General features: G+C 37.6%; 13 protein-coding genes, 1 tRNA gene and 2 pseudogenes. 13 read left to right on the top strand and 3 right to left on the bottom strand.

The features are described from left to right. Positions 1-58: 58 nt before the first annotated feature. Together H8B04_RS04400 and H8B04_RS17235 are read right to left on the bottom strand one after the other, a co-directional pair. Positions 59-259 carry a hypothetical protein gene (locus H8B04_RS04400; protein ID WP_165290370.1) on the bottom strand — a complete coding sequence of 67 codons (201 nt, stop codon included), beginning with the start codon at positions 257-259 and terminating at the stop codon, positions 59-61. Positions 260-447: 188 nt separating this feature from the next. Then, the gene (locus H8B04_RS17235) at positions 448-576 is read right to left on the bottom strand and encodes a hypothetical protein (protein ID WP_262891404.1); all 129 of its coding nucleotides are present in this window, start codon (positions 574-576) and stop codon (positions 448-450) included. 635 nt (positions 577-1,211) lie between these two features. Between H8B04_RS17235 and H8B04_RS04395 the strand changes: the two genes are divergently transcribed. The 5 genes from H8B04_RS04395 (at position 1,212) to H8B04_RS04375 (ending at position 10,960) form a co-directional block, all read left to right on the top strand. Beyond that, positions 1,212-2,675, top strand: coding sequence for a sensor histidine kinase (locus H8B04_RS04395; RefSeq protein WP_190301578.1), 1,464 nt, complete (start codon positions 1,212-1,214; stop codon positions 2,673-2,675). Positions 2,676-2,843: 168 nt separating this feature from the next. Continuing rightward, positions 2,844-5,465, top strand: coding sequence for a zinc-dependent metalloprotease (locus tag H8B04_RS04390; RefSeq protein ID WP_190301577.1), 2,622 nt, complete (start codon positions 2,844-2,846; stop codon positions 5,463-5,465). Positions 5,466-5,485: 20 nt separating this feature from the next. Beyond that, positions 5,486-8,818 (top strand): SusC/RagA family TonB-linked outer membrane protein, encoded by a 3,333-nt coding sequence (locus H8B04_RS04385; protein ID WP_190301576.1) that lies wholly within the window; start codon positions 5,486-5,488, stop codon positions 8,816-8,818. Between the two features lie 21 nt (positions 8,819-8,839). After that, positions 8,840-10,162, top strand: a complete 1,323-nt coding sequence (locus H8B04_RS04380) for a RagB/SusD family nutrient uptake outer membrane protein (RefSeq protein WP_190301575.1) — start codon at positions 8,840-8,842, stop codon at positions 10,160-10,162. A gap of 48 nt (positions 10,163-10,210) precedes the next feature. Beyond that, entirely contained in the window at positions 10,211-10,960 is a 750-nt protein-coding gene (locus tag H8B04_RS04375) for a LytR/AlgR family response regulator transcription factor (protein ID WP_223815268.1), read from the top strand. 6 nt (positions 10,961-10,966) lie between these two features. Here H8B04_RS04375 and H8B04_RS04370 read toward each other — a convergent pair whose 3' ends face one another. Continuing rightward, a complete protein-coding gene (locus tag H8B04_RS04370) occupies positions 10,967-12,154 on the bottom strand; it encodes an MFS transporter (protein WP_165290365.1) in 1,188 nt (395 codons plus the stop codon). Between the two features lie 158 nt (positions 12,155-12,312). On the opposite strand from H8B04_RS04370, the gene H8B04_RS04365 reads away from it, so the two are divergent. The 8 genes and pseudogenes from H8B04_RS04365 (at position 12,313) to H8B04_RS04330 (ending at position 21,955) form a co-directional block, all read left to right on the top strand. After that, positions 12,313-12,385, top strand: a tRNA-Lys gene (locus H8B04_RS04365). Positions 12,386-13,327: 942 nt separating this feature from the next. Next, a complete protein-coding gene (locus H8B04_RS04360) occupies positions 13,328-13,618 on the top strand; it encodes a hypothetical protein (protein ID WP_190301574.1) in 291 nt (96 codons plus the stop codon). A 5-nt stretch (positions 13,619-13,623) separates the two neighbouring features. Next, positions 13,624-15,189 carry a hypothetical protein gene (locus H8B04_RS04355; RefSeq protein WP_190301573.1) on the top strand — a complete coding sequence of 522 codons (1,566 nt, stop codon included), beginning with the start codon at positions 13,624-13,626 and terminating at the stop codon, positions 15,187-15,189. Positions 15,190-15,635: 446 nt separating this feature from the next. Then, a pseudogene (locus tag H8B04_RS17410) lies at positions 15,636-16,034 on the top strand (RNA polymerase sigma factor); the annotation flags it as partial. Between the two features lie 160 nt (positions 16,035-16,194). Beyond that, positions 16,195-17,280: a Fic family protein gene (locus tag H8B04_RS04345; RefSeq protein WP_190301572.1), complete on the top strand. Its 1,086-nt coding sequence runs from the start codon at positions 16,195-16,197 to the stop codon at positions 17,278-17,280. Between the two features lie 298 nt (positions 17,281-17,578). Beyond that, positions 17,579-17,803: pseudogene (locus H8B04_RS17560) on the top strand (IS1634 family transposase); the annotation flags it as partial. 256 nt (positions 17,804-18,059) lie between these two features. Beyond that, positions 18,060-18,392, top strand: a complete 333-nt coding sequence (locus H8B04_RS04335; RefSeq protein WP_190301570.1) for a YegP family protein — start codon at positions 18,060-18,062, stop codon at positions 18,390-18,392. 395 nt (positions 18,393-18,787) lie between these two features. Beyond that, positions 18,788-21,955 carry a SusC/RagA family TonB-linked outer membrane protein gene (locus tag H8B04_RS04330; protein ID WP_190301569.1) on the top strand — a complete coding sequence of 1,056 codons (3,168 nt, stop codon included), beginning with the start codon at positions 18,788-18,790 and terminating at the stop codon, positions 21,953-21,955. Positions 21,956-21,975: the final 20 nt, after the last annotated feature.

Here is a 21,975-nt window from a genome sequence, read left to right as displayed (position 1 = left end):
GGGATCACTTCGAGGGATATAATTTATGAATATTCCGGACCATACTTGTTCGGAATAATCACTTTGCCATTCCTCCAAAATCTGCCGTAATAGGCAAATAAAAATTAGTCTGAGTGAATAAATGTATAGGAAGGTTATGTAATGCTTTTTCATTATCCATCATATGTTTTAGGTTTCGGTCGTCAATATTGCCTTTAGTAAGGTAAAATGAAAGTATTTCGCCTTTATCATATTTTAATTGTTCAATATTCGTTTCCATAGCCTTATATTAATTCACTCTATTTTTTAATAGCGTAGAGTTATCAAAACCTTTTGTCAAGTTAATCAAGTAACCGTGTTGGTATGCAGTATCAAGATGACCACCATATTGCCAAGATGTAGACTCATAAATTATTTTGTAGTTCGTTTGTTTTTTATCAACACATGATAGAGATAGTCTATTTCTGTCTAATCCTTGACAATTGTGATTTCATCGTCTTTGGTGGTAGGACTTAGGTCAATGTTTTCTTTGAAATCATGGATATACTTGTACTGTATGCCTTCTTCAACGGTGAAACGTTTTCCAAGACCGGTCATTTCAGCTTTAGGAATGGATTTGGCGTAAAATATATAGGTATATATATCTAATGGTTTTTCTACACTATATGCTAAAATCTTAATAACTTTCCCTTTTATTAGGAAGTTTCCAAGGTTTATGGAGTTAACTTCCTCAAGATCATTCCTAAAAGGAGTGTTTTTGGGACGTTGTGTATTAAAAATTTTAGTGAGGTTGAAAGTCTTGTTTACTTCTATGGGATTGTCATTTATTAAGATTGTATATCTGTAGGCTGCAATGTCTGTCGTCTTTTTGAAGTTAAATCGAAGGTTGATATGGTTTACATCTGGTAAGAAATTAAAAGATGTATTGGGCTAGTTGGAAAATTGCAATCCATAGTAAACATTTTTGGCAGCACTGTCAACAAACATTTCGAGACTCCTCCCAGCTCCATAACTTAAATTAAAATCTATTCCTTTTTGGCTATATAATGTAGAAAGCGCAAACATTAAGCTGAGGATTGTGAAAATTATCATTTTCATAATATTTGTTTTTTTCATAAACCTCCACATAAAAATTGATTAGGGAAACTCTAAAATAGTAAATGAAATTACCAACTTAGTATTTATCGGGTTTTGGACAGAATTTAAAATTTCCATTTTCCTACCTTTGCAGGATGTCTATTACTCCGATAAAAGGTCAACTTGTTTACAAACTTTTGGCTATTACAGTTTTATTTGCTGTATTAGGCGGAGTAACGGTATCTATTATCAACAGCAAACTGCATCATTTTGACAAAACCTCGCTAAAGAATATTGCGAATGAAAAGAATGCTGTTGTAAATAAAGAGATAGAATCACTTAATAATTCCTTTAAATTTCTGGCATCTCTGGCGGAAATCGGCGAAATACAGCTATTGAATACCCTTATTCAACAAGGAGGTTACCGTGATGTAGTGGCTGGCTATGTGTTTGTTGATAGGAAAAGTGGTCTGACACATAATTACTTTCATGGGCAATCTAGTCAAAATGAAATTTGGGATGGTCCATTAGATCACAAAATTGCCTCGGAGAATGAATATTTTCTTTCAAAAGATGGTGTTTTGTATGCTTTATGGCAACCTGTTGATAGTGTAGCTAATATTCGTTTTGTAGTCAATATTCAAAAGCTCAACGAACGATTTTGGAATGAAGAAATAGGACAATCTGCTTATGTAGAGGTATATGATTCGCAATATCGTTATATCATAGGGGTAGATTCCTCGAAAATTGGGAAGATGTTTCCGCAACTAAAACCTCAATTTACCGATAAGATGGGAAAAACTGTCTTGTCCGATTTTTTAGGGTTGGATGTGCGTCAATATTCATTCGAAAGCGAAAACCTTCGCGGTCATACCTTATTGATTTCTGTTCCCATTTTAAAAGGCGATGAAGTATTCACGGAAGTGAGTTTGCCAATTTGGGGGCTTTGGTTTATAGGTCTTTTGGCTATTTTTATTTTGGTGGTTTTTACGGTCAGACAAGACCGAAAACAATATAATTTGCAGATGCGCAATCTGCAATTTCTGAATGAAAAAACTATTCTGGAATACAGTAACCTGAAAGAGAAGATGAACCCGCATTTTCTGTTTAATTCATTGGGTTCATTACAACAACTGATTCAGAAGCAACCTGATATAGCGAAAACTTATGTGGTTAAATTATCTAAATTCTATCGAAAACTCTTAAATTTGCCTCCGAACGGAGTATCCACGCTTCAAGAGGAGTTGGATATCCTTCAGGAATATATATTTTTACAACAGCTGCGATTTGGGGATCTTAAATTACCCATTTCTTATGCTATAGATCCAGCGCTTTTAGGCAAACATCTACCAACGCTAAGTCTACAAATACTCGTCGAAAATGTAATAAAACATAATATTTTAAGTGACGAAACACCTGTCAATATTGAGGTGACTACGACAACGACAGGGATATATGTTTCGAACACGAAGAACTTGCGTCAGGACAGCGAAGATTCAGAAGGGTACGGTACAAATTTCCTGCAAAGGACTTATCAACATTACAGGATTACGGACTTTCATATAGAAGAGAATGCGGATCGATATAGCGTTTATCTTCCTTTTATCGACACCCCCTGATTTCTTTACTCCATTCATTTGCGCTTTCACTCCCTAATATCACACTTTGGCGGAGTTTGATTTTTTTGATGCTTTAATTATGAGCAATTTAAATGCGTTTTTGCACCTGTAAGTAACACACTCAAAACTAGGCGCAAAGCAATTGCCTCAGAAAAATTTAAATTTTTAATGAAATTATTAGCTAGAAGCACCTTCAAGGTTTTACCCTTTTTATTATTAGCTCCTGCAATTCACTCGTGTAATTTTCTCCAATATGTTGGACTTTACAAGGGTAAGGAGACAAAGACAAGTGTCACAGATACAGTTAAAGTCGATACGACAAACAGAAGCTATCTTAAAGTGTATGAAAAAGCCGTGGTAGATAGTGGCATGTTTCAGGTCATTAAAAAAGGCAAAGACTTCTATTTTGATATTCCTGTAGCCCTGATGGGAAAAGACTTTTTGTTGATAAACAAAATTTCCTCTGTGCCGATTGAATTAAACGAAGCCGGCGTCAATAAAGGGATCAATAGCGACAATAAAGTTATTCGTTTTTTCATCCAAAAAGACCGTTCGGAAGTGTGGGTAAGTGAAGTAAAACCTACGGTAGAATCTACCCCTGGCTCTGCTATTGCACAATCAGTAGCTGCTAATTTTACGAGCTCTTTTATTGAGAACTTTAAGATTGAAGGTTATTCGAAAGATTCCTCTTCGGTATTGATTAATATAAATAAAGTATTCGACGGGAAAGCAAATAGTTTCAATGATGTATTCAAAGATTTAGGTCTAGGTACTTCGCCGAATACAAACCTATCTGTGATAGAGCAGATTAAAAGTTTTGACGCGAATGTTGTCGTGAAGTCAGTATTGACGACACGCGTGACCGAAGGAAACAGTTCGGTTCCGGTGAGTATCGGTGTAACAAGCAATATTTATAAGTTGCCAGAGCAAGCGATGAAACCACGTTTCGCGGATCCACGTATCGGCTATTTTACCATTCCGCGTTGGTATTTTTCGGATGAACAACAAGAGTTAGAAAAAAGAGAATTAATTACACGTTGGAAGTTGGAGCCAAAGGCAGAAGATGTACAACGTTATTTGCAAGGAGAATTGGTTGAACCAGTTCAACCTATTGTCTTTTATATTGACCCTGCTACACCAAAGCAATGGCGTCAAGAAATCATCAATGGTGTACACGACTGGCAAGTAGCTTTTGAAGCTGCAGGTTTCAAAAATGCCATTATAGCCAAGGAAGTGCCAGATTCATTGGATTTTGATATCGATGATGCGCAATATTCGTCGATTGCTTATATCGCCTCACCAAAAGTGAATGCTATGGGGCCTTCGGTGGTTGATCCGCGTTCGGGACAAATCTTGGAAGCCGATGTGATTTGGTGGCACAATGTGATGACAGCGTTGAATTCGTGGATGCGTATTCAGACGGGTATTGTTGATTCTACCGTTCGTGGAAATGTGTTTGACCAAGAGAAAATGGCGCATGCTATCCGTTTTGTGTCTTCGCATGAGATTGGTCACACGTTGGGCTTGATGCACAATATGGGTTCTTCGTTTAGCTTTCCAGTAGACTCATTGCGTTCTCCAGCGTTTACGGAGAAAATGGGCGGAACAGCGACGTCTATTATGGACTATGCGCGTTTCAACTACATTACCCAGCCTGGTGATGGTGTTAAATTATTAACGCCAAAAATCGGTTTGTACGATAAATATGCGATTGCTTGGGGGTACAGATGGTTTCCTGAAACAACTCCTTGGGCAGAATTGCCAAAACTAAGAGCAGAAATCGAGAAACACCAACACGATCCACATTATTGGTACGGTGAGCAACAAGACTCGCGTAATGTCATCGATCCAAGAGCCCAATCTGAAGATTTAGGGGATAATGCGATGTTGGCGGGCGAATACGGTATTCGTAATCTGAAACGTATGATGCCTCAAATCATCAACTGGACTACAGAGAAAGGCGAAAGTTATTACAAAGCTGGTCGTTTATACTGGGGTGTAATCGGACAATGGTATACCTATGCAGAACATGTCGCGAATAATATTGGTGGACTTTATTTAGAAAATCCAGTATTGGGCGATAATAAGAATGCTTATACGCCTGTTCCACGTGCTACACAAATCGAAGCTTTCGACTTTATGAAAAACCAAGCTTTGGAAATGCCAGAGTGGTTATTTGATAAAGCGTTATTGACTAAAACTTTTGCGTTGAAAGATTCGCCAATGGGGCCTTACGAACAAGCACCTAACAGCTTGAAACGCGAATTCCAAAGTGCCTTGATGCATTTGATGTTGAGTGATGAGCGTTTATTGCGCATGACAGAAGCGGAACTATTATTTGGAAAAGCTAAAACTTGGACGGTAACCGAATATTTGGAAGCATTCCGCAAAGAGGTATTCAAAAAGACATTAGCGGGTGCGAATTTGGATATCAACAGCCGTATGTTGCAGCAAAACTATGTCGACATTCTGTTGGTCAGCAATAATAAAACAATGGATAGATTATATACTCGTAAACTTTCGTTAGTAGACCAAATTTTAGCGGAAACACGCTTGGATTTGTGTGGTATTCATGGTGTAAATCATGCTAAAAAAGAACCGGATGATATCAGCTTCAGAAATATGCGTGTGGATGGTATGGCACGTACAAGTGATATGCTGATTGCGAAGCGTGCAGAACTGATGGCTGTCTTGGATATTTTGAAAAAAGCAAAAGGCGGTGACCATTTGACGAAGTCGCACTACCAAGATTTAATATTGAGAATTGAATACACAATAAATAAAAAATAAAACAACTTAACTTAAAACTAATGAAAAAACTATTGTTTGTAGTGTGGATGTTGATTTCGCAACTAATGGTAGTTCATGCACAGGAGCAAATTAAGGTGCAGGGACGCGTATTGGATGCTAAAACAAAGGAACCTATTGCAGGAGCTTCTGTTTTTATCGACAATTCCGTAGTGGGTGAGGTAACCAATATCAATGGACAAATCCAGCAGTCTGCATTGGGTACAGTTACGGATGCAAAAGGTAATTATACTTTAGCTGTAAAAGCGGGTTTAGCTTCTTATTCGGTAGCTTATATGGGCTACGAAACGGTACGCGTGAAAGTATCTCCTGCGCAAGAAACGATTTATTTGACTTCAAATGAATCGGTAATCAGCGAAGTAATTGTTACAGGTTACACGGACATTAAGAAAAGAAACAATACTACAGCTTACAATAAAGTGAAGTTGGATGATGTACGTCAAACAGGTGTGTCGGGTATTGACCAAATGTTGGAAGGACAAGTTGCGGGTTTGCAATTGTCGAATCTGAATGGTGGTCCGAACTCGGCGCCTAAAATCCGCATTCGTGGAACGGTATCTATCAATGGTACGCAAGATCCATTATGGGTGTTGGATGGTATGCCTATTGAAGGTACAGCATTGCCAAATACGTTTGACAAAGAAACATTAAATACATTAACTAACTTGCCTATCGCTGGATTGAACCCAGATGATATCGCAGATATTACGGTTTTGAAAGATGCTGCTGCCACAGCGATTTATGGTGCAAGAGCAGCAAACGGTGTGATTGTGATTACAACAAAAAAAGGTAAAGCAGGTGCTGCTAAAGTTTCTATCTCAGCGAATACTTTCGTATCACAAAGACCTGATTTCAGCAAGTTGAACTTGATGAATGGCAATGAGAAGGTAGATTTCGAATTAGGCTTAGCTGGAAGATATGATTTAACTTACCGTGTTGGGAATGGTGCTATTGCACGTATCTTAAATGAAAACGGTGAATTATGGGATTACCAGGATTATGGTTTTGATGCTTTATCAGCAGCTACGCAAGATAAAATAAATGCTTTGCGTTCTGGATCTACAGATTGGGGAAAAGAATTGTACCGCAATGCCTTAAACCAACAATATACAGCTTCTATTTCTGGAGGTTCTGATAAACACGATTATTACATCTCAGGTGGTTTTTACGATGAGCAAGCTACAACTAAAGGTGTAGACATGCGTCGTTATTCGTTGACTGTAAATAACAACTTCAAATTTTCGGAGAAATTCAAAGGGGGATTGAGTTTATTGGGTTCGACAACGGATAGAGGAAACTTTATTTCGGATGCTGATGCGTTTACAAACCCGAGTTATTACGCTAGACATGCGAATCCATATACTGCTGTAAGAAATGCAGATGGTTCTTTTGCATATGACCAAGATATTCAAGGTTTAGATGGAACTTATATTCCTTTCAATATTATCGAAGAACGTGAAAACACAAAATATGGTTTAAATAACAAAGCTTTAAAAGCTATCTTAAATTTATCGTACAACTTTATTCCTGAGTTAGCTTTACGCACGGAATTAGGTTTGCAATATGACGAAACTGGAGTAGAGCGTTTTGCAGATAAAGATTCGTATTACGGACGTAAATACAGACTGCGTTCAAGCTATTACAACTCAGCTATAAAAGATTACGATTACTTCCTTCCCGAAGGTGGTGTAATCGAAAATAACAATACAAGTGCTTTCCAATACAACTGGAAATCGTTTGTAGAATTCAACAAATACTTCAATGTACATGAAGTGTCAGTTATGGCAGGTACAGAACTTAGAAGATCGGATAACACGATTGTGAGTACAAAAGGTTTTGGTTATGATCAAAATACCTTGACTACACAACCTGTTATTTTCCCTTCTAGCACTTTTGCAAATGAAGCACGTTTCCGTCAATACCAAAAATCAATTGGCGAAACAGCATATGCTGCTTTCTTCGCAAATGCTGGTTATACCTATGACCGCCGTTATAATGTATTTGCAAGTATCCGTTACGACGGTTCGAATATGTTTGGTGTAGATCCAAAATACCGTTTCTTACCGATCTGGTCTGTGTCAGGCGCATGGAACGTTACGGAAGAAGACTTTATGAAAGAGCAGTCTTTCATCAATAATTTGAAAGTAAGAGCTTCTTACGGTACACAAGGTAATATTGACCGCAATACCTATCCTTTCGTGGTAGGAAAATACGATAATGTAACTATCCTACCAGGTGGTAATGAAAGTGCAATTCAAATTGAAACTCCTCCAAACGATAAGTTGAGATGGGAGAAAACAGAATCATTCAACGCGGGTATAGACATTTCTGTATTCACCAACAGATTAGATGTTACGGTAGATTATTACAACCGTAAAAGTTCGGATGTGATCGGTTTAAGTAACCTGTCGTTGGAAAATGGTTTTGATTTCTTAAACAGAAACTGGGCTTCAGTTACTAACCAAGGTGTGGAATTAAGCATTACTTCTCGTAATATCCAAAATTCTAAATTCTCTTGGTCTACAGAATTCAACATCGCGCACAATTCAAACAAATTGACTCGCGTACAGACTTCACCTACGGCTTATATGCCAGATAGAAAAGAAGGTTACCCAATCAATTCTTTGTTCGTATTGGAAACTGCTGGTTTGGATGATAAAGGCGTGATGCAATTCTATAATGAAGAAGGAGAAGTTGTTTCTTTCGAAGATTTCTACCAATTGTACGATCCTTGGGCTGATTTCTTCCCAGGCTATATGTTGGCTTCTGAGGGAGACGAAGCTTCTTACCGTTCTAAATTTAAATACAAAGGTAGCTTAGATCCTAAATTCTCAGGTGGTATGACGAACAGATTCAAATATGCCAACTTTGATTTTACAGTTTCAGCGATGTTCAATTTGAACCAATGGCGTTTGAGAACACCAAGCTACAATCCAGCGCGTGTTGATGCTGGTATGAACTATTCGAAAGATATCTTGAATGCGGGCACAGGCGTTCTTCCTGCTATTGGAGGTACAGATGTATTGACAAATGATCGTTGGATGCCATACAGCTGGATGGCGGATAATGATCCAGCAATGTCGTACAACTATTACGATATCTGGGCTAAAAAACAAAGCTTCGTGCGTGTCAACAGCTTGCGTTTAGGTTATACATTACCTCAAGCATCTTTAGCGAAGCTAAAGATGTCAAATCTTAGATTCAGTGTAGAAGGACGTAACTTATTTGTGTTCAGCAATGGTCATGAGGGTTTCTTGGATCCAGAAACTTACGGTGATTTCTATGCGCAGCCTATTTCTAAGTCTATTGCTTTTGGTTTATCCGCGTCATTTTAGTTCTTATAATTGATTAATACAATGAAAAATAAAATAGTATACATTGGACTATTGGTTGCAAGCACGATGTTTGGCTCTTGTGACAAATATTTAGATATAAAACCTGTAGGTGCGGTTATTCCAATGACGACTTCGGATTTCCGTGGTTTGTTGGCAACAGCATACAGTATTTTTCCTGCCCACAAATCATATTTGAATCTTCGCACAGATGAATTGTATTTGGATGAGTATTCGGAAGATTTGTCGGCGATCAAGGATATTTATTTGTGGAACGATCAAAATCCTGATCCTACGACGACTCCTTATCCTTACCAAAATTTCTACCGTAGCATTTTCTACGCAAATCATATCTTATCAGAAATAGATGAGAAAGCTGGAAATTCTGCAGAGAATGATCAAATCAAAGCAGAAGCTTACGCTATTCGTGCCTATGCGCATTTTGAGTTGTTGAATATGTACGCGCCTAAATTCAATTCAGCTACAGCTGTAACGGATAAAGGTATTGCGCTTTCTACAGCAGTTGATTTGGAACAAAAATTCAAATTGGCAACTGTTGAAGAAGTCTACAACTTGATCTTTTCGGACTTAGCAAAAGCGGAAAGTTTAGTAAAAGAGAATGTACCAACTAGTGCTACTTTGCGTTACAGATTTAGCAAATCTGCAATTTTCGCGTTGCAATCACGTATTCACTTATACAGAGCAGAGTGGGCAGAAGCGAAAGCGTACGCAGAACAAGCTTTAGTTATTAACGATAACTTGGAAGATTTGAATGTTAGTGCGGTATTACCAAATGAATTTACTTCTGTAGAGATGATCCAAGCTTTGGAAAATATAGGTAATAATATGGTAGTGCGTTCGACATACGTAAAACCTGAATTTATTGCCAAGTATGATGCCGCAGGTGACTTGCGTGTAGAAAAATACTTCCAAAAATCGGGAAGTCGTTATGTTTCCATCAAAGGAGGAAATGATAAATTCAATACTTCTTTCCGTAATGGAGAGTTGGTATTAAATATAGCGGAAGCTGCGGTACAAACTGATGATTTAACGTCAGCGAAGTCTTCTTTGTTGAAATTAGCTAAAAACAGATTAACTGCTACAGCTTTTGAAGCTTACCAAGCAAAAGTAAACGGCTTGAATAAAGCGGATTTATTATCAGAAATCTACGAAGAGCGTGCACGTGAGTTGGCACTTGAAGGATTAAGATGGTTTGATCTTAAACGTACTACACAACCTCAAATTATACATGAGTTTGGTGGTAAAGATTACTTGTTGCAGCAAAACGACCCACGTTATACGATTAAATTCCCGCGTGAGGCAATACAAAACAATCCTAATTTGTAAGAGTAAAATCGGTGTTTATATTGTTACAATCCCTGTTCTTGAAAAAGAATGGGGATTTTTGGTAATTTTGCCTTTGTGCAAATCCAAATCCTAATTGTTGAAGACGAAAAATGGGCTTTTGAAAGTCTATCCGAGCAGCTTACCGAACTGTTTGGAAACCGAATTATCATAGAAGGCGTAACATCTGTTCGCGACGCGACGCAATATCTTCACAAACATAATGTGGATTTGGTATTTATGGATATCCACTTGGCGGACGGGCTGAGTTTTGATATCTTTAAAAAGACGAAAGTCGAAGTTCCTGTAATTTTTACTACGGCATATGACAATTATGCGTTAGAAGCCTTCAAAAATCAAGGTTATGCGTATTTGCTCAAGCCTTTTGAACTCGAAGATTTGCAAGCGGCGCTTGCCAAAGTAGATTTTGTTTTTACGAAAGCGGAAGAGCCTGTGAATTATAAATCACGTTTTTTAGTCAAGTTTGGAAATAAAATGAAGACCGTTGCTGTGCAGGATATTGCTTTCTTTATGGCGGATGATAAAATTCTTTTTGGCTATACTTTCGAAGGTGACCAAGTGGTTATTGATGATACCCTCAGTTGGCTTATGCCTAAATTGACTCCCGAAAACTTTTTTCAGATTAATAGAAAGTTTATAATAAATATCAATGCCATCCAAGAAATGGTTAAAATCGCACGTGGGCGTATTAAATTAAATATGGCAGCTCAACCCAAAGATTTGGAAATTGTAGTCAGTGAAGACCGCTCCACTGACTTTCAAAATTGGTTGAATTCATAGGGAGATTTAATCTTCGGTTTCTCTAAACATCTTTAACTTACTTGTCATCACAAACATCAACAAGCCAAAGAAAGCAAAAAGTCCATAAGAATAACGTAAATCTAAGATTTCTGCGATATAACCTATCAGCGGTGGTCCCATTAAGAAACCTAAGAAACTGATACTGGAAACCATAGCTAAAGCCACGCCTGAAGGCACTTTTTTATTTTGACCCGCCAGGCTATATACGGTTGGAACATTACAAGCTACACCAATTCCTACGAGCATAAACGCAAAAGTACAAATCCAAAATTGAGGCATCAGCACCGAAAGCATCATCCCAGTAAACATTAGGATACCACTCCCTTGTAAAGTCTTCTTGCGACCTATACGGCTAATGACAATATCGCCAATAAAACGTCCTGTCGCCATCATCACCATAAAGGAAGCATAGCCCACAATAATGAAATTGGCAGGTGCGTGAACTATATCTTTGAAATAAACACCACTCCAGTCAAACATCGCGCCTTCAGTCGCCATACTAAAAAATCCAATTATACCGAGCTGAACTAAGGAACTTTCTGGCTTGGAGAAAAAGGATTTTTTCTCCGATTGATCGGCTTTTCCTTGCACCAAAAACTTATGGTTGGAAATGGTATTTGCACACACCAATACTAGAATAATAAAAAAATGTTGTACGGTGTCAATGCCAATATTCATCGTCATCAAACCAATTAATGCTCCGGTAAATCCTGCGATACTCCAAGCGCCATGAAACGACGACATTATTGATTTTTGGAAAATCTTTTCTGCTGCTACTCCTTGTGTATTTACGGAAATATTACACATATTTCCCACTACGCCAAACAAAAACAACACAGCTCCCAACTGATAGGCATTTGTCGCAAAGCCAATAGCACAAAGTACAATTGAGTATATAACTGCCGTAATGCGCAAAACATTAGCACTTCCGTATTTTGTAACCAACTTGCCCGACAAAGCCATTGTAACTAACTGGCCTATAGGTAACATTAGTAAGATAGTACCCAGCTGAGCTTCTGTAAGATGTAAGCGTTCTTTGATGATTGGAATACGACTTGCCCAGGAGGAGAAAGCTAATCCCTGACAAAAATAAAATAACGAAACGGCGATACGGATGCGGTTACGTTTGGAATACAATGGATCTTCGATAGGAATAGAAGTATTTTGTTGCATGGCTAATTTTATTGCGGATGCAAAGTTACAAAGAGAATTGTCATATTAATATTTCCATTGTCGCCCTTGTGTAATTAAAAATGGTTGGTGGAAATTATACACGAAAAGAATTTGATTTTAAGTTTCATGAGCCTTACATTTGACTCGTTAAATCACAAGACTTCGTAGCTCAGTTGGTAGAGCAACTGACTCTTAATCAGTGGGTCGAGAGTTCGAATCTCTCCGGGGTCACTTTCTGGGACAAATCTACAAATGATAGATTTGTCCCTTTTTTTTGCTCTGAAACATGCTGTTATTCTGAAAGATATACGTTGACGTTGCATTGATCTTCGGGGTTCGATGTTGTGTCTCGTAAAATGACAGAAATTTAGGGAACATCGAACCCTCTTTTACTTATTTGTCTCTAACACCACTGGTTTTTCTACTGTTTACAGGGTTTTATTGAAAAGTAGGTATGCTATTCGTTTCATTTTCACGGGCAAAGGTAAAATCAGTGTTCTTAACGCTTTACAAGGTCAAGCCTTCGGTTTGCTAAAAAATCTCCAACCTGCGGATAGTATTTTTCAGTCAAAACCTTGTTTCAGCTAAACACTAACCTTTTTAGCCCATGAAACGAAACATAGCATACTCCGACCTTTGAACGAATAAATAAATGAGCAATTAAAGGTAGTGATAGAGAAACAAAACAGCACCTCCTCTCATTACCGAGTAAATAAAAAGAAGTTAATGAGGTCAGACTGATATATTGAAAGCAGTCATGCCTTCCTGTAATCCTGTTTTCTATCTTTTAAGACAGCTATAAGGTCGGAATGCAGTAATCTCGACTACATATCTCAGACGAATAACATTCTTATCTCTCTACAATACTTTCTGTTCATCAGAACATAGCAAGTTATGTTTTGAGGTGCTCGAAACTCATTCCATGCCTCAAAACTACTTGTTCTTGCAGGTGATATTAACACCCTCCGAAGTCGGGTTTATAGTAAGAGGATAGCCACTAAATGAATTGTAAACAAAGAAAGTTGAGCTCTCAAAGCCTTTCTAAATAAGATGCCAATAAAAGTAAAGGTTTTAAGAGATCGTTTAGACTAGTTCCCAAATATTAAGTATTTTTGTGTAAATAAATTATACTTTTAAATAGCATGCTTTGGAGTCAAAAACATTTTAATAGATATGGATCATATTCAACTACTTTTTAATACTCGTATTGGTGATTTCTATTTTGATGTTGACACCGTCCTTATCGAATTAATGAAAGGAACAAACATTGTTAATGTTAAATTAGAAATAGATTATACTATTGATGATTTAGACGTCTTTATTCATGTTCTTATTGAGAAAATTAGAACTGAAAAAAATACATTGTACCAAAGTTCGAAAAGAGATATTATTTGGGGTGGTAGTACATTTTCAACAGTTCAACCGGTTTCAAGAGTAGTGTATGATTTAATTATCAATAAGTAGGGAATATGAGCATAAAAGAATTATTCTACATTTTTCTTAAAAACTCAGATTTTGTCATAAACCGTTATGAAGAGTTGACTGCCCCTCCTGCTGTCCGTTATTCTCATAATAAGCCTATTGTTAGAGAAGATTTTGAAATATCATTTAAAAAAGCTGAAGAGATAATCGACCATAATATTCGTAGCTCAGGGCGTTCTGGTTCAGAGTATAGATACTTGTTTCCAGACCATTACTTCTATTTGGGAAAACAAGGTTGGAATAAATACGGAGTTTTTTCATACATACCTTTTTACGAGAAAACACATTGGACCCTCGATATTATTGAGAAACACAAAAACTCTATTGCTTGGTTATTACTATTTGAATTTGGAAACTTTATGTTCTCGGAAGATATATTGAGAGAATATGAACAATATATCCCTTGGGTCGATTATTCTGGAGGTGAGAAAAAATATATTTCTTTCTCACGGCAATATATTGTTAAACATGGGACTTCCTTAAGTAATTTCAAAAACATAGGCCAACTTTCTTCGGACTTTATTTTATCTCACATTTCTGTTATCGATATCAATGCATTATGTGAAACAGCTGAGTTTGAAATTACACCAATATTGTTTGAAGAATTCCATAATAGAACTGAATCAGAGGACTTAGGAAATTTTAGATATAATCTAATTAGGAATATTAAGAATAATCCTCGTGTTTCAATATCCTATGATACTGTTCGATATATTACAAATGTTTTAAATGATTATGATTGGAAAGAACTGTTACATAAAATTGAATTAAATTCTGAAAGACTCCTACATTTCTACCGTCTGGACACCGGTTTTTTGGAAGTTTTCTACTATTCTTGTTTCAAAATAAGAGAAAGTATTATATCCAAAATTCAAGAAGAAAAAGCACTTCTTCAAATGATAAAAAGAGACGACCTCAAGAGATTATATCAAGGAGGAGGACGAAACGCCTTATACTCTAAGGCAAAACTTTATTTCTCTTCGGGTCTTCTTCCTCGATTAGACCAAGAGCAATGTGAAAGACAAGGTTTCACAGGATTAAAAAATTTGCCATACACTTATGACTTCTCAGTTGACCTAATTAAGGATAGTTATGAGTCATGGAATCAGCAGTCATATGAGTATTATAGTGGTATGTCACGAAGACCTGACACCAATTATCACTATTATAAACGAGTGACTGCATGGGATATTTTATGTAGGCAAGAATCAATACTTTTAACCTATGATATATGTAAATATCTTATGTCAATTGAGGTGAAAATTGGTGGTTCATATACCTTAGAAGATGGACACTACCATACAGATGATGTGCCTAATCATTTTGTAAATGGACTTCAACTCTTCCGATATTGTAGCGTAAAAAATGAAGAAGAGCTCGTGAAAATTCTTAATGATTCAGAATTAATTGATTTTTTACTTTCGAATACGATGCATAATAAAACTGATTTTAAGAACAGAGATACTAATTATAGTATAGTTGATAGAATAATTCTTGATTTTTTTAAAGATTTTCCTTTCGAAAACTTTAAAAAAATTAGTCCTCTTAATTGAGTAAGAGAGAAAAAGAGTTTTTTATTAGGTTGGCTTTGATATAACCAGACTTCTTTTTCTTTGAACCATATTCTTTCTTTTTTTGTTTGTTTCTGCTTTTCAGATTTGAAAGTTTTTCAATTTCTCTTGCCGTTAATTATCCAATAATAGGGTTCGAGTTTCGTACCAATAGGTTCACTTTCTGGGACAAATCTACAAATGATAGATTTGTCCCTTTTTGTGTGCCCAGCATGTGCAATAACTCTAGGGTGTAAGTCTCGAACACGCCTTTACAGTGGGAAGTGTTAGCTTATGACAAGGGTGTCCACCGCGAGGTGGAATCTGAAGGAAGTCTGAGGCAAACCCTCGGTCCGACGAACAGAAACTACATACAAGGCCGCAAGTGTTGGGTGAGGCTGCAACACAAGACGAAGCCCTAAACTGTACGGAAACACTATGGTAAACAGCCATTTGGTGGGTATCTATATCGTATCGCACAGCGACTGGTTACGGATCATTATCGTAAGCAGGCACGTAATACCGTATTTTACAAACAAGTGCGGCAAGACAGTTCCGAAACTGCCAACTACACCGATGAGGAACTCGATGGAAGAGAGACAAAGAAAATACTTGAACAGGCAATCAGCTTGTTACCTGCACAACAGCAACGCGCATTCAACCTATGCAAGATAGAGGGCAAATCTTATAAAGAGGCTGCTGCATTGATGAGCATTAGTCCCGAAACAGTGCACGCCCATCTGGTCAAGGCCACTCAGTCCGTCAAAGCATACTTTCACAATGCCCAGCAGCATATCCCCGGCGCATTGGCCGTAGCACTCATACTATCTGAGCAAATTCTGTATTGATGCCATCATGATAAAGAAGTTTACATGACACTATTGTCATATATAAAAAAAACAATTATCTTTACATGATAATACACTCGTGTATAAAAACTTTACATGATGAAATCGATCCCCGATAAGTCCGGGAGAGCTCCCACTTGTCACAAAGAGAAGAAAACGGATGAAACTAAATGTAGAAGCACCATATAACAGATTGCCCCATCTACCCGTATCACAATCGAAAATTGAGACAATTCCTATATTGAGGCAAGTAGCGAAGTCAGCCATCGCCTTGGCAGAGCTGAAAGGCTTAGCCCATACATTGCCTAATCCCTCTATTTTATTGAACGCTGTCATTCTAAAAGAAGCACGTGCGAGTTCTGAGATAGAGAATGTAATTACTACACATGACAAACTCTATCAGGCATTATCGGCAAAAGGGATAGAAATAGATGCGGCTACCAAGGAAGTACTCCGCTACCGTGAAGCAATCCTGGAAGGATATCATGCGGTACAGAAGCGAGGATTTCTAAATACCAATACGATCATCGCTATCCAAAGAGTACTGGAAGAGAACAATGCAGGATTGAGAAAACTTCCCGGGACTTCATTGAAAAATGCGGTAACAGGCGAAGTGATCTATACACCACCAGACGACAAGGAAGCTATACTTGCACTGATGAAGAATCTTGAGGATTATATCAATGAAGAAGACGAAGTATCCCCGTTGATCAAGTTAGCTGTACAGCATTACCAATTTGAGAGTATCCATCCATTTTATGACGGCAACGGGAGGACTGGCCGCATACTCAATGTAATTTACCTGATCCTGTGTGGCTTACTGGATAGTCCGGTACTGTATCTTAGTGATTACATTATCAAGCACAAGTCCGACTATTACCGCCTGCTTCAGGAAGTCAGGACGGCCGACAAATGGGAAGACTGGATCTTGTTCATGTTACAGGCCGTAGAAGAAACGTCTCGCCAGACCATCCAGCAGATTGATTCCATTAAAACATTGTTTGCCCGGACACAAGAGAGGATGAAATCCGAAGCGCCAAAGATGTATAATAAGGAGCTATTGGAACTTATTTTCGAGCAACCTTACAGCAAGATCGAGTTCGTCGTCGAAAGAATGGGCATTTCGAGGATTACTGCATCAAAATATCTGAAAACGCTGGAACAAATTGGCATCTTAGTTCCCAAAAAGGTATGGAAAGAAACACTTTATATCAATCAGGCTTTATTTGATATATTGAAGAAATAATTTTTTTCATTTCCGACTAACCACTTTCCCGTTCCCGACCGTACTGTATTGAAAAGGGAAGCTATTGGAACGTCTTGAATACATAAAGGAGCTCTACAGCCAGTATCTGGCTAAGAACATTTCGAAACAGGGTCAGAAAGAACTGATGGAGTTCTTCAATACCTGCAATGATACCGAGCTACAATACATCGTTGGTTCCCTCGATCCCGATGAACAGATTATAGAAAGTGAATTGCAAAGATATGGTCAACGTGCCGATGATGTGCTGGATCGTATCCGTAAGAAGACAGCAACGAAAGACATATGTATCTCGTTTGCGGCGTGCAAAGTCTACAAAGAACTGGAACGGCTACTGAAAGAGAAAAACGCGGGATACAGTGCAGAACAAACAATCGAGATAATCAAAACGATCTACAAAGTGAAAATACAGACCCCATATTCAGAACAGATATATGAAAGACTGATTATCAAAAATGATGATCAAAAAGCAATTGTTGATCTCTTTGATCTAGACCTAAATTGAGAAAATTTATCTCGGGTGTCCCATTGCACAAAACAGGAGAGTATGGGGCAAAATTATTTTAATTTCAAAAAACCGCATTTTATAACACAAATTCAATCTTGTCATTTTCTAATTATAATTCCAGCTATTTTTTTATTAATAATAAAAACGTAAATTAAGATGTTAATTCTTAAGTGGATTGATAACCAAGCAAGTATCTATATTTTTCTCGATGTAGATATATGCGATTGTCTATTAACAAATTAAAAAAATAAATATGAGGAAGTTTGAAATTAAAAAGCGTTCTAATGGCGAGTTTCAGTTTAATTTAAAAGCTGGGAATGGTCAAATAATTTTGGGTAGTGAAGGCTATTCATCTAAAGCGGGTTGTTTAAATGGAATTGAATCTGTTCGGACTAATTCACAGATTGACGAAAGATTTGACCGCAAAAAATCCGCTAACAACAAATATTATTTTAACTTAAAATCTTCTAATGGCCAAATCATAGGTTCGAGCGAAATGTATGAATCTGCAGCGGGCAGGGATAACGGTATTCGTTCCGTAAGTGAAAATGCACCCGATGCTTCAATAGAAGATTTTACAGTTTAAAAAAAAATAGGTTTATAAAAAATGAGACAACACGTTGTCTCATTTTTTATTTACTAGAAATTTCATTTTTAAGCATTATGTCGGCATAATAATTATTAAAGGCTGTTTATAACTCAAAACCAGCTTCCAAACTCTTAATAAATCGCAATTTTTTAGCGTTTTTCTGCAAACGTTGTCGGTATCGTTTGCGCAATTTTAGCGCAAAACCTTGTCTAAGCGCCTTATTTATACCTTAATATTGTATATAATATTTTCATCTACCTTGAAAAATATTATGTAATCCTCTGCGGAGGTGGTAACCATTTATACAATAATTAATAAACATTTAATAACAAGGCTATAGCTCCCTTAAGGAAGATGTAGTAGTTGTTTTAACTAATTTAAATCTGTTCACTATGAGGGTAACATTTACTGTACTCATGATGGTACTGATGTGGCAAATCTCCTTTGCCCAACAGCGATCCGTTAATGGCGTTGTCTCGGATACGGACAACAAACCATTGTCCGGTGCCACGGTTAGCGTCAAAGGCACTAATCGAAAATCGAGCACCGATGCTGAAGGAAAATTCAGAATTCAAGTAAATTCTTCCAATGAAATCATTGTGGTGAATCTGATGGGCTATGAAACCCAAGAAAGGGTGGTCGGCAACCAAAATAATCTGCAATTTACCTTGACGAGTGACGAAGCAGCGTTGGAAGAAGTGGTGGTGATTGGTTACGGAACAGTTAAACGTAAAGATTTAACTGGTGCTGTATCTTCAGTTGACTCCAAAACCATAGCTGCAGCTCCAGTTGCTTCTGCATTAGAAGCTATCCAAGGTCGTGTTGCAGGTTTGAATATCGCTACGACTGAAGGTTCGCCTGATGCTGAATTGACTGTACGTGTTCGTGGAGGAGGTTCCATCACGCAGGATAATTCCCCTTTGTATATTGTGGATGGCTTTCCTGTGAATTCTATTGCAGATATAGCGCCACAGGATATTGAGACAATCGATATTTTAAAAGATGCTTCATCTACAGCTATCTATGGTTCTCGCGGGGCGAATGGGGTTATTTTAGTGACCACAAAAAGTGGTAAAGCAGGTAAGACCAATATTAGCTTAAATGTTTTTACGGGAGCACGTAATCTAGCGAAAAAACTGGATGTTTTAGATCCAATGGATTATGTGACATGGCAGTATGAGCAAGCTTTATTGGCAAATAAGTTAACTAATTATACGGATTACTTTGGTAATTATCAGGATATAGATTTGTATGCTAATGTACAAGCGAACGATTGGCAAGAGATTGTGTTTGGTCGTACAGGCAATACCTACAACCACAACTTAAATTTCAATGGTGGTAGCGAAAAAACGAAGTTTAGTGTAAGTCATTCCTTCGTGAAGGATAAAGCAATTATGCAAATGTCGGATTTTCAACGCCAGAACGTGAATTTCAAATTCAATCACAAACTGTACAAGAATTTAACGTTGGATTTAGGACTGCGTTATTCGGATATGCGAGTGAACGGCGGAGGTATGAATGAGCAAAATGAAGTTTCTTCTGCGGACTCCCGTCTAAAGTATGCGATGCTATATCCGCCTTTTCCTGTGGAAGGATTGACAACGACAACAGAAACGGATGATGATTTCAATCTGTATAGTCCTTTGGTAGCTATCTCGGACAATGATCAATATTTTCAACGCAAAACATATAATCTTAATGCAGCTTTGACGTATGAAATCGTAAGTAACCTGCGATTGAGAAGTGAGTTTGGTTATGATGGCTACCGCAATGATCAAGATCGTTTTTATGGTGGTACGACTTATTATGTACGTAATGTGCCTACTAGTGCTAATCAAAATTTACCAGCTTTATGGCTTACTAATACAAACCGTAATGGCTGGCGCAATACCAACACCTTGAATTTTGATTTCAAAAAATTGATCTCCAAAGATCATTCGTTGAATATGTTGGTAGGTCAAGAGTATTTAATGACGCAAAATCAAATTTTGTCCAATGTTCTTCACGGATTTCCAGAGACTTTTACATTTGATGAAGCGCGTAAATTGACTACGCAAGGTAAACCAAATTCCATTGACAATAACTTTTCACCAGATGATAAGCTTTTATCATTTTTTGGACGTGTCAATTATGGTTATAAAGAAAAATACTTATTGAGTGCGACGTTTAGAGCGGATGGTTCATCTAAATTTTCGAAAGATAATCGTTGGGGATTCTTCCCATCGGTATCTGGAGCATGGCGTATTTCGGGCGAAGATTTCTTACAAAATGCGCAGTGGCTTAGCGATTTGAAATTGAGAGCAAGTTACGGAGCAGCTGGAAATAATAGAATTCCTGCCGGATTATTGGTACAAACTTTCAATAACTCTACCACAACGTGGGTAAATGGTTATGATAACTATTGGGCAGCTTCCAAAACCATGGCAAATCCCGACTTGAAGTGGGAAACAACTATTACACGCAATATCGGTTTAGATTTTTCATTATTGAATAATAGATTGAGTGGTACGGTAGATGCGTATTTGAATAAAACGAACAACTTATTGATTGCTTATCCTGTAGGTGGAACGGGTTATGATATTCAATACCGCAATATTGGTAATACCCAAAATAAAGGGTTGGAGTTTTCTCTTAACTGGGCCGCTTTGCGTAAAGAAAATTTTGATTTGTCTTTGAATGCTAACATTGCATTTAACAGAAATAAAGTTCTAGATCTAGGTGCTGTGGAGAATATTCCAGGTACCTCACGTTGGGCATCAACGGCGATCAACATGGATTATTTGGTTGAAAAAGGAGCTCCTGTAGGTCGTATGTATGGGTATATTAGCGATGGACGTTATGAGGTGGATGATTTTGAAGGTTATATCTCCAATCAATGGAAATTAAAAGAAGGTGTAGCAACTGCAGCAGATGTGGTGGGCACCATGCGTCCAGGTGCGATGAAGTTGAAAGACGTAAATGGTGATGGTATGATTTCGGTAGCCGATCGTACGATTATTGGAAATGCCAACCCATTGAATACAGGAGGTTTTTCTATCAATTCACGTATCTACAATTTTGATTTAGCGGCGTATTTCAATTGGTCTTATGGCAATGATATTTACAACGCCAATAAAATCGAGTATACGAGCACTAGCCAGTATTTCTCTCGAAATATGACTTCCGAAATGGCTTCGGGCAATCGCTGGACAAATTTGCGTGAAGATGGAACCATCAGCAATGATCCCGCGGAGTTAGCACAGATGAATGCTAATACGACTATGTGGTCTCCTTATATGCGTTCGTTTGTATTTAGTGATTGGGCAGTGGAAGATGGCTCATTCTTACGCATGACTACGTTGACGCTAGGATATACTTTACCAAAGCAGATTTCTTCACGTTTACGTATGCAGAATATGCGTATTTACGCTTCAGGCTATAATTTATGGCTACTTACTAATTACACCGGCTTTGATCCAGAGGTTTCTACTCGTCGTCAAACGCCGTTGACTCCTGGTGTCGATTATTCGGCTTATCCAAAGAGTAAATCATTCCTTTTTGGCTTGAATGTGAACTTTTAGTAAGACTTAATTTGACTGAT

It is taken from the genome of Sphingobacterium litopenaei, assembly GCF_014692495.1.
In the GTDB taxonomy this organism is placed as follows: Bacteria; Bacteroidota; Bacteroidia; order Sphingobacteriales; family Sphingobacteriaceae; genus Sphingobacterium; species Sphingobacterium litopenaei.
The sequence above is the reverse complement of the archived record's forward strand: the minus strand, read 5'-3'. Positions and strand labels throughout refer to the sequence as shown.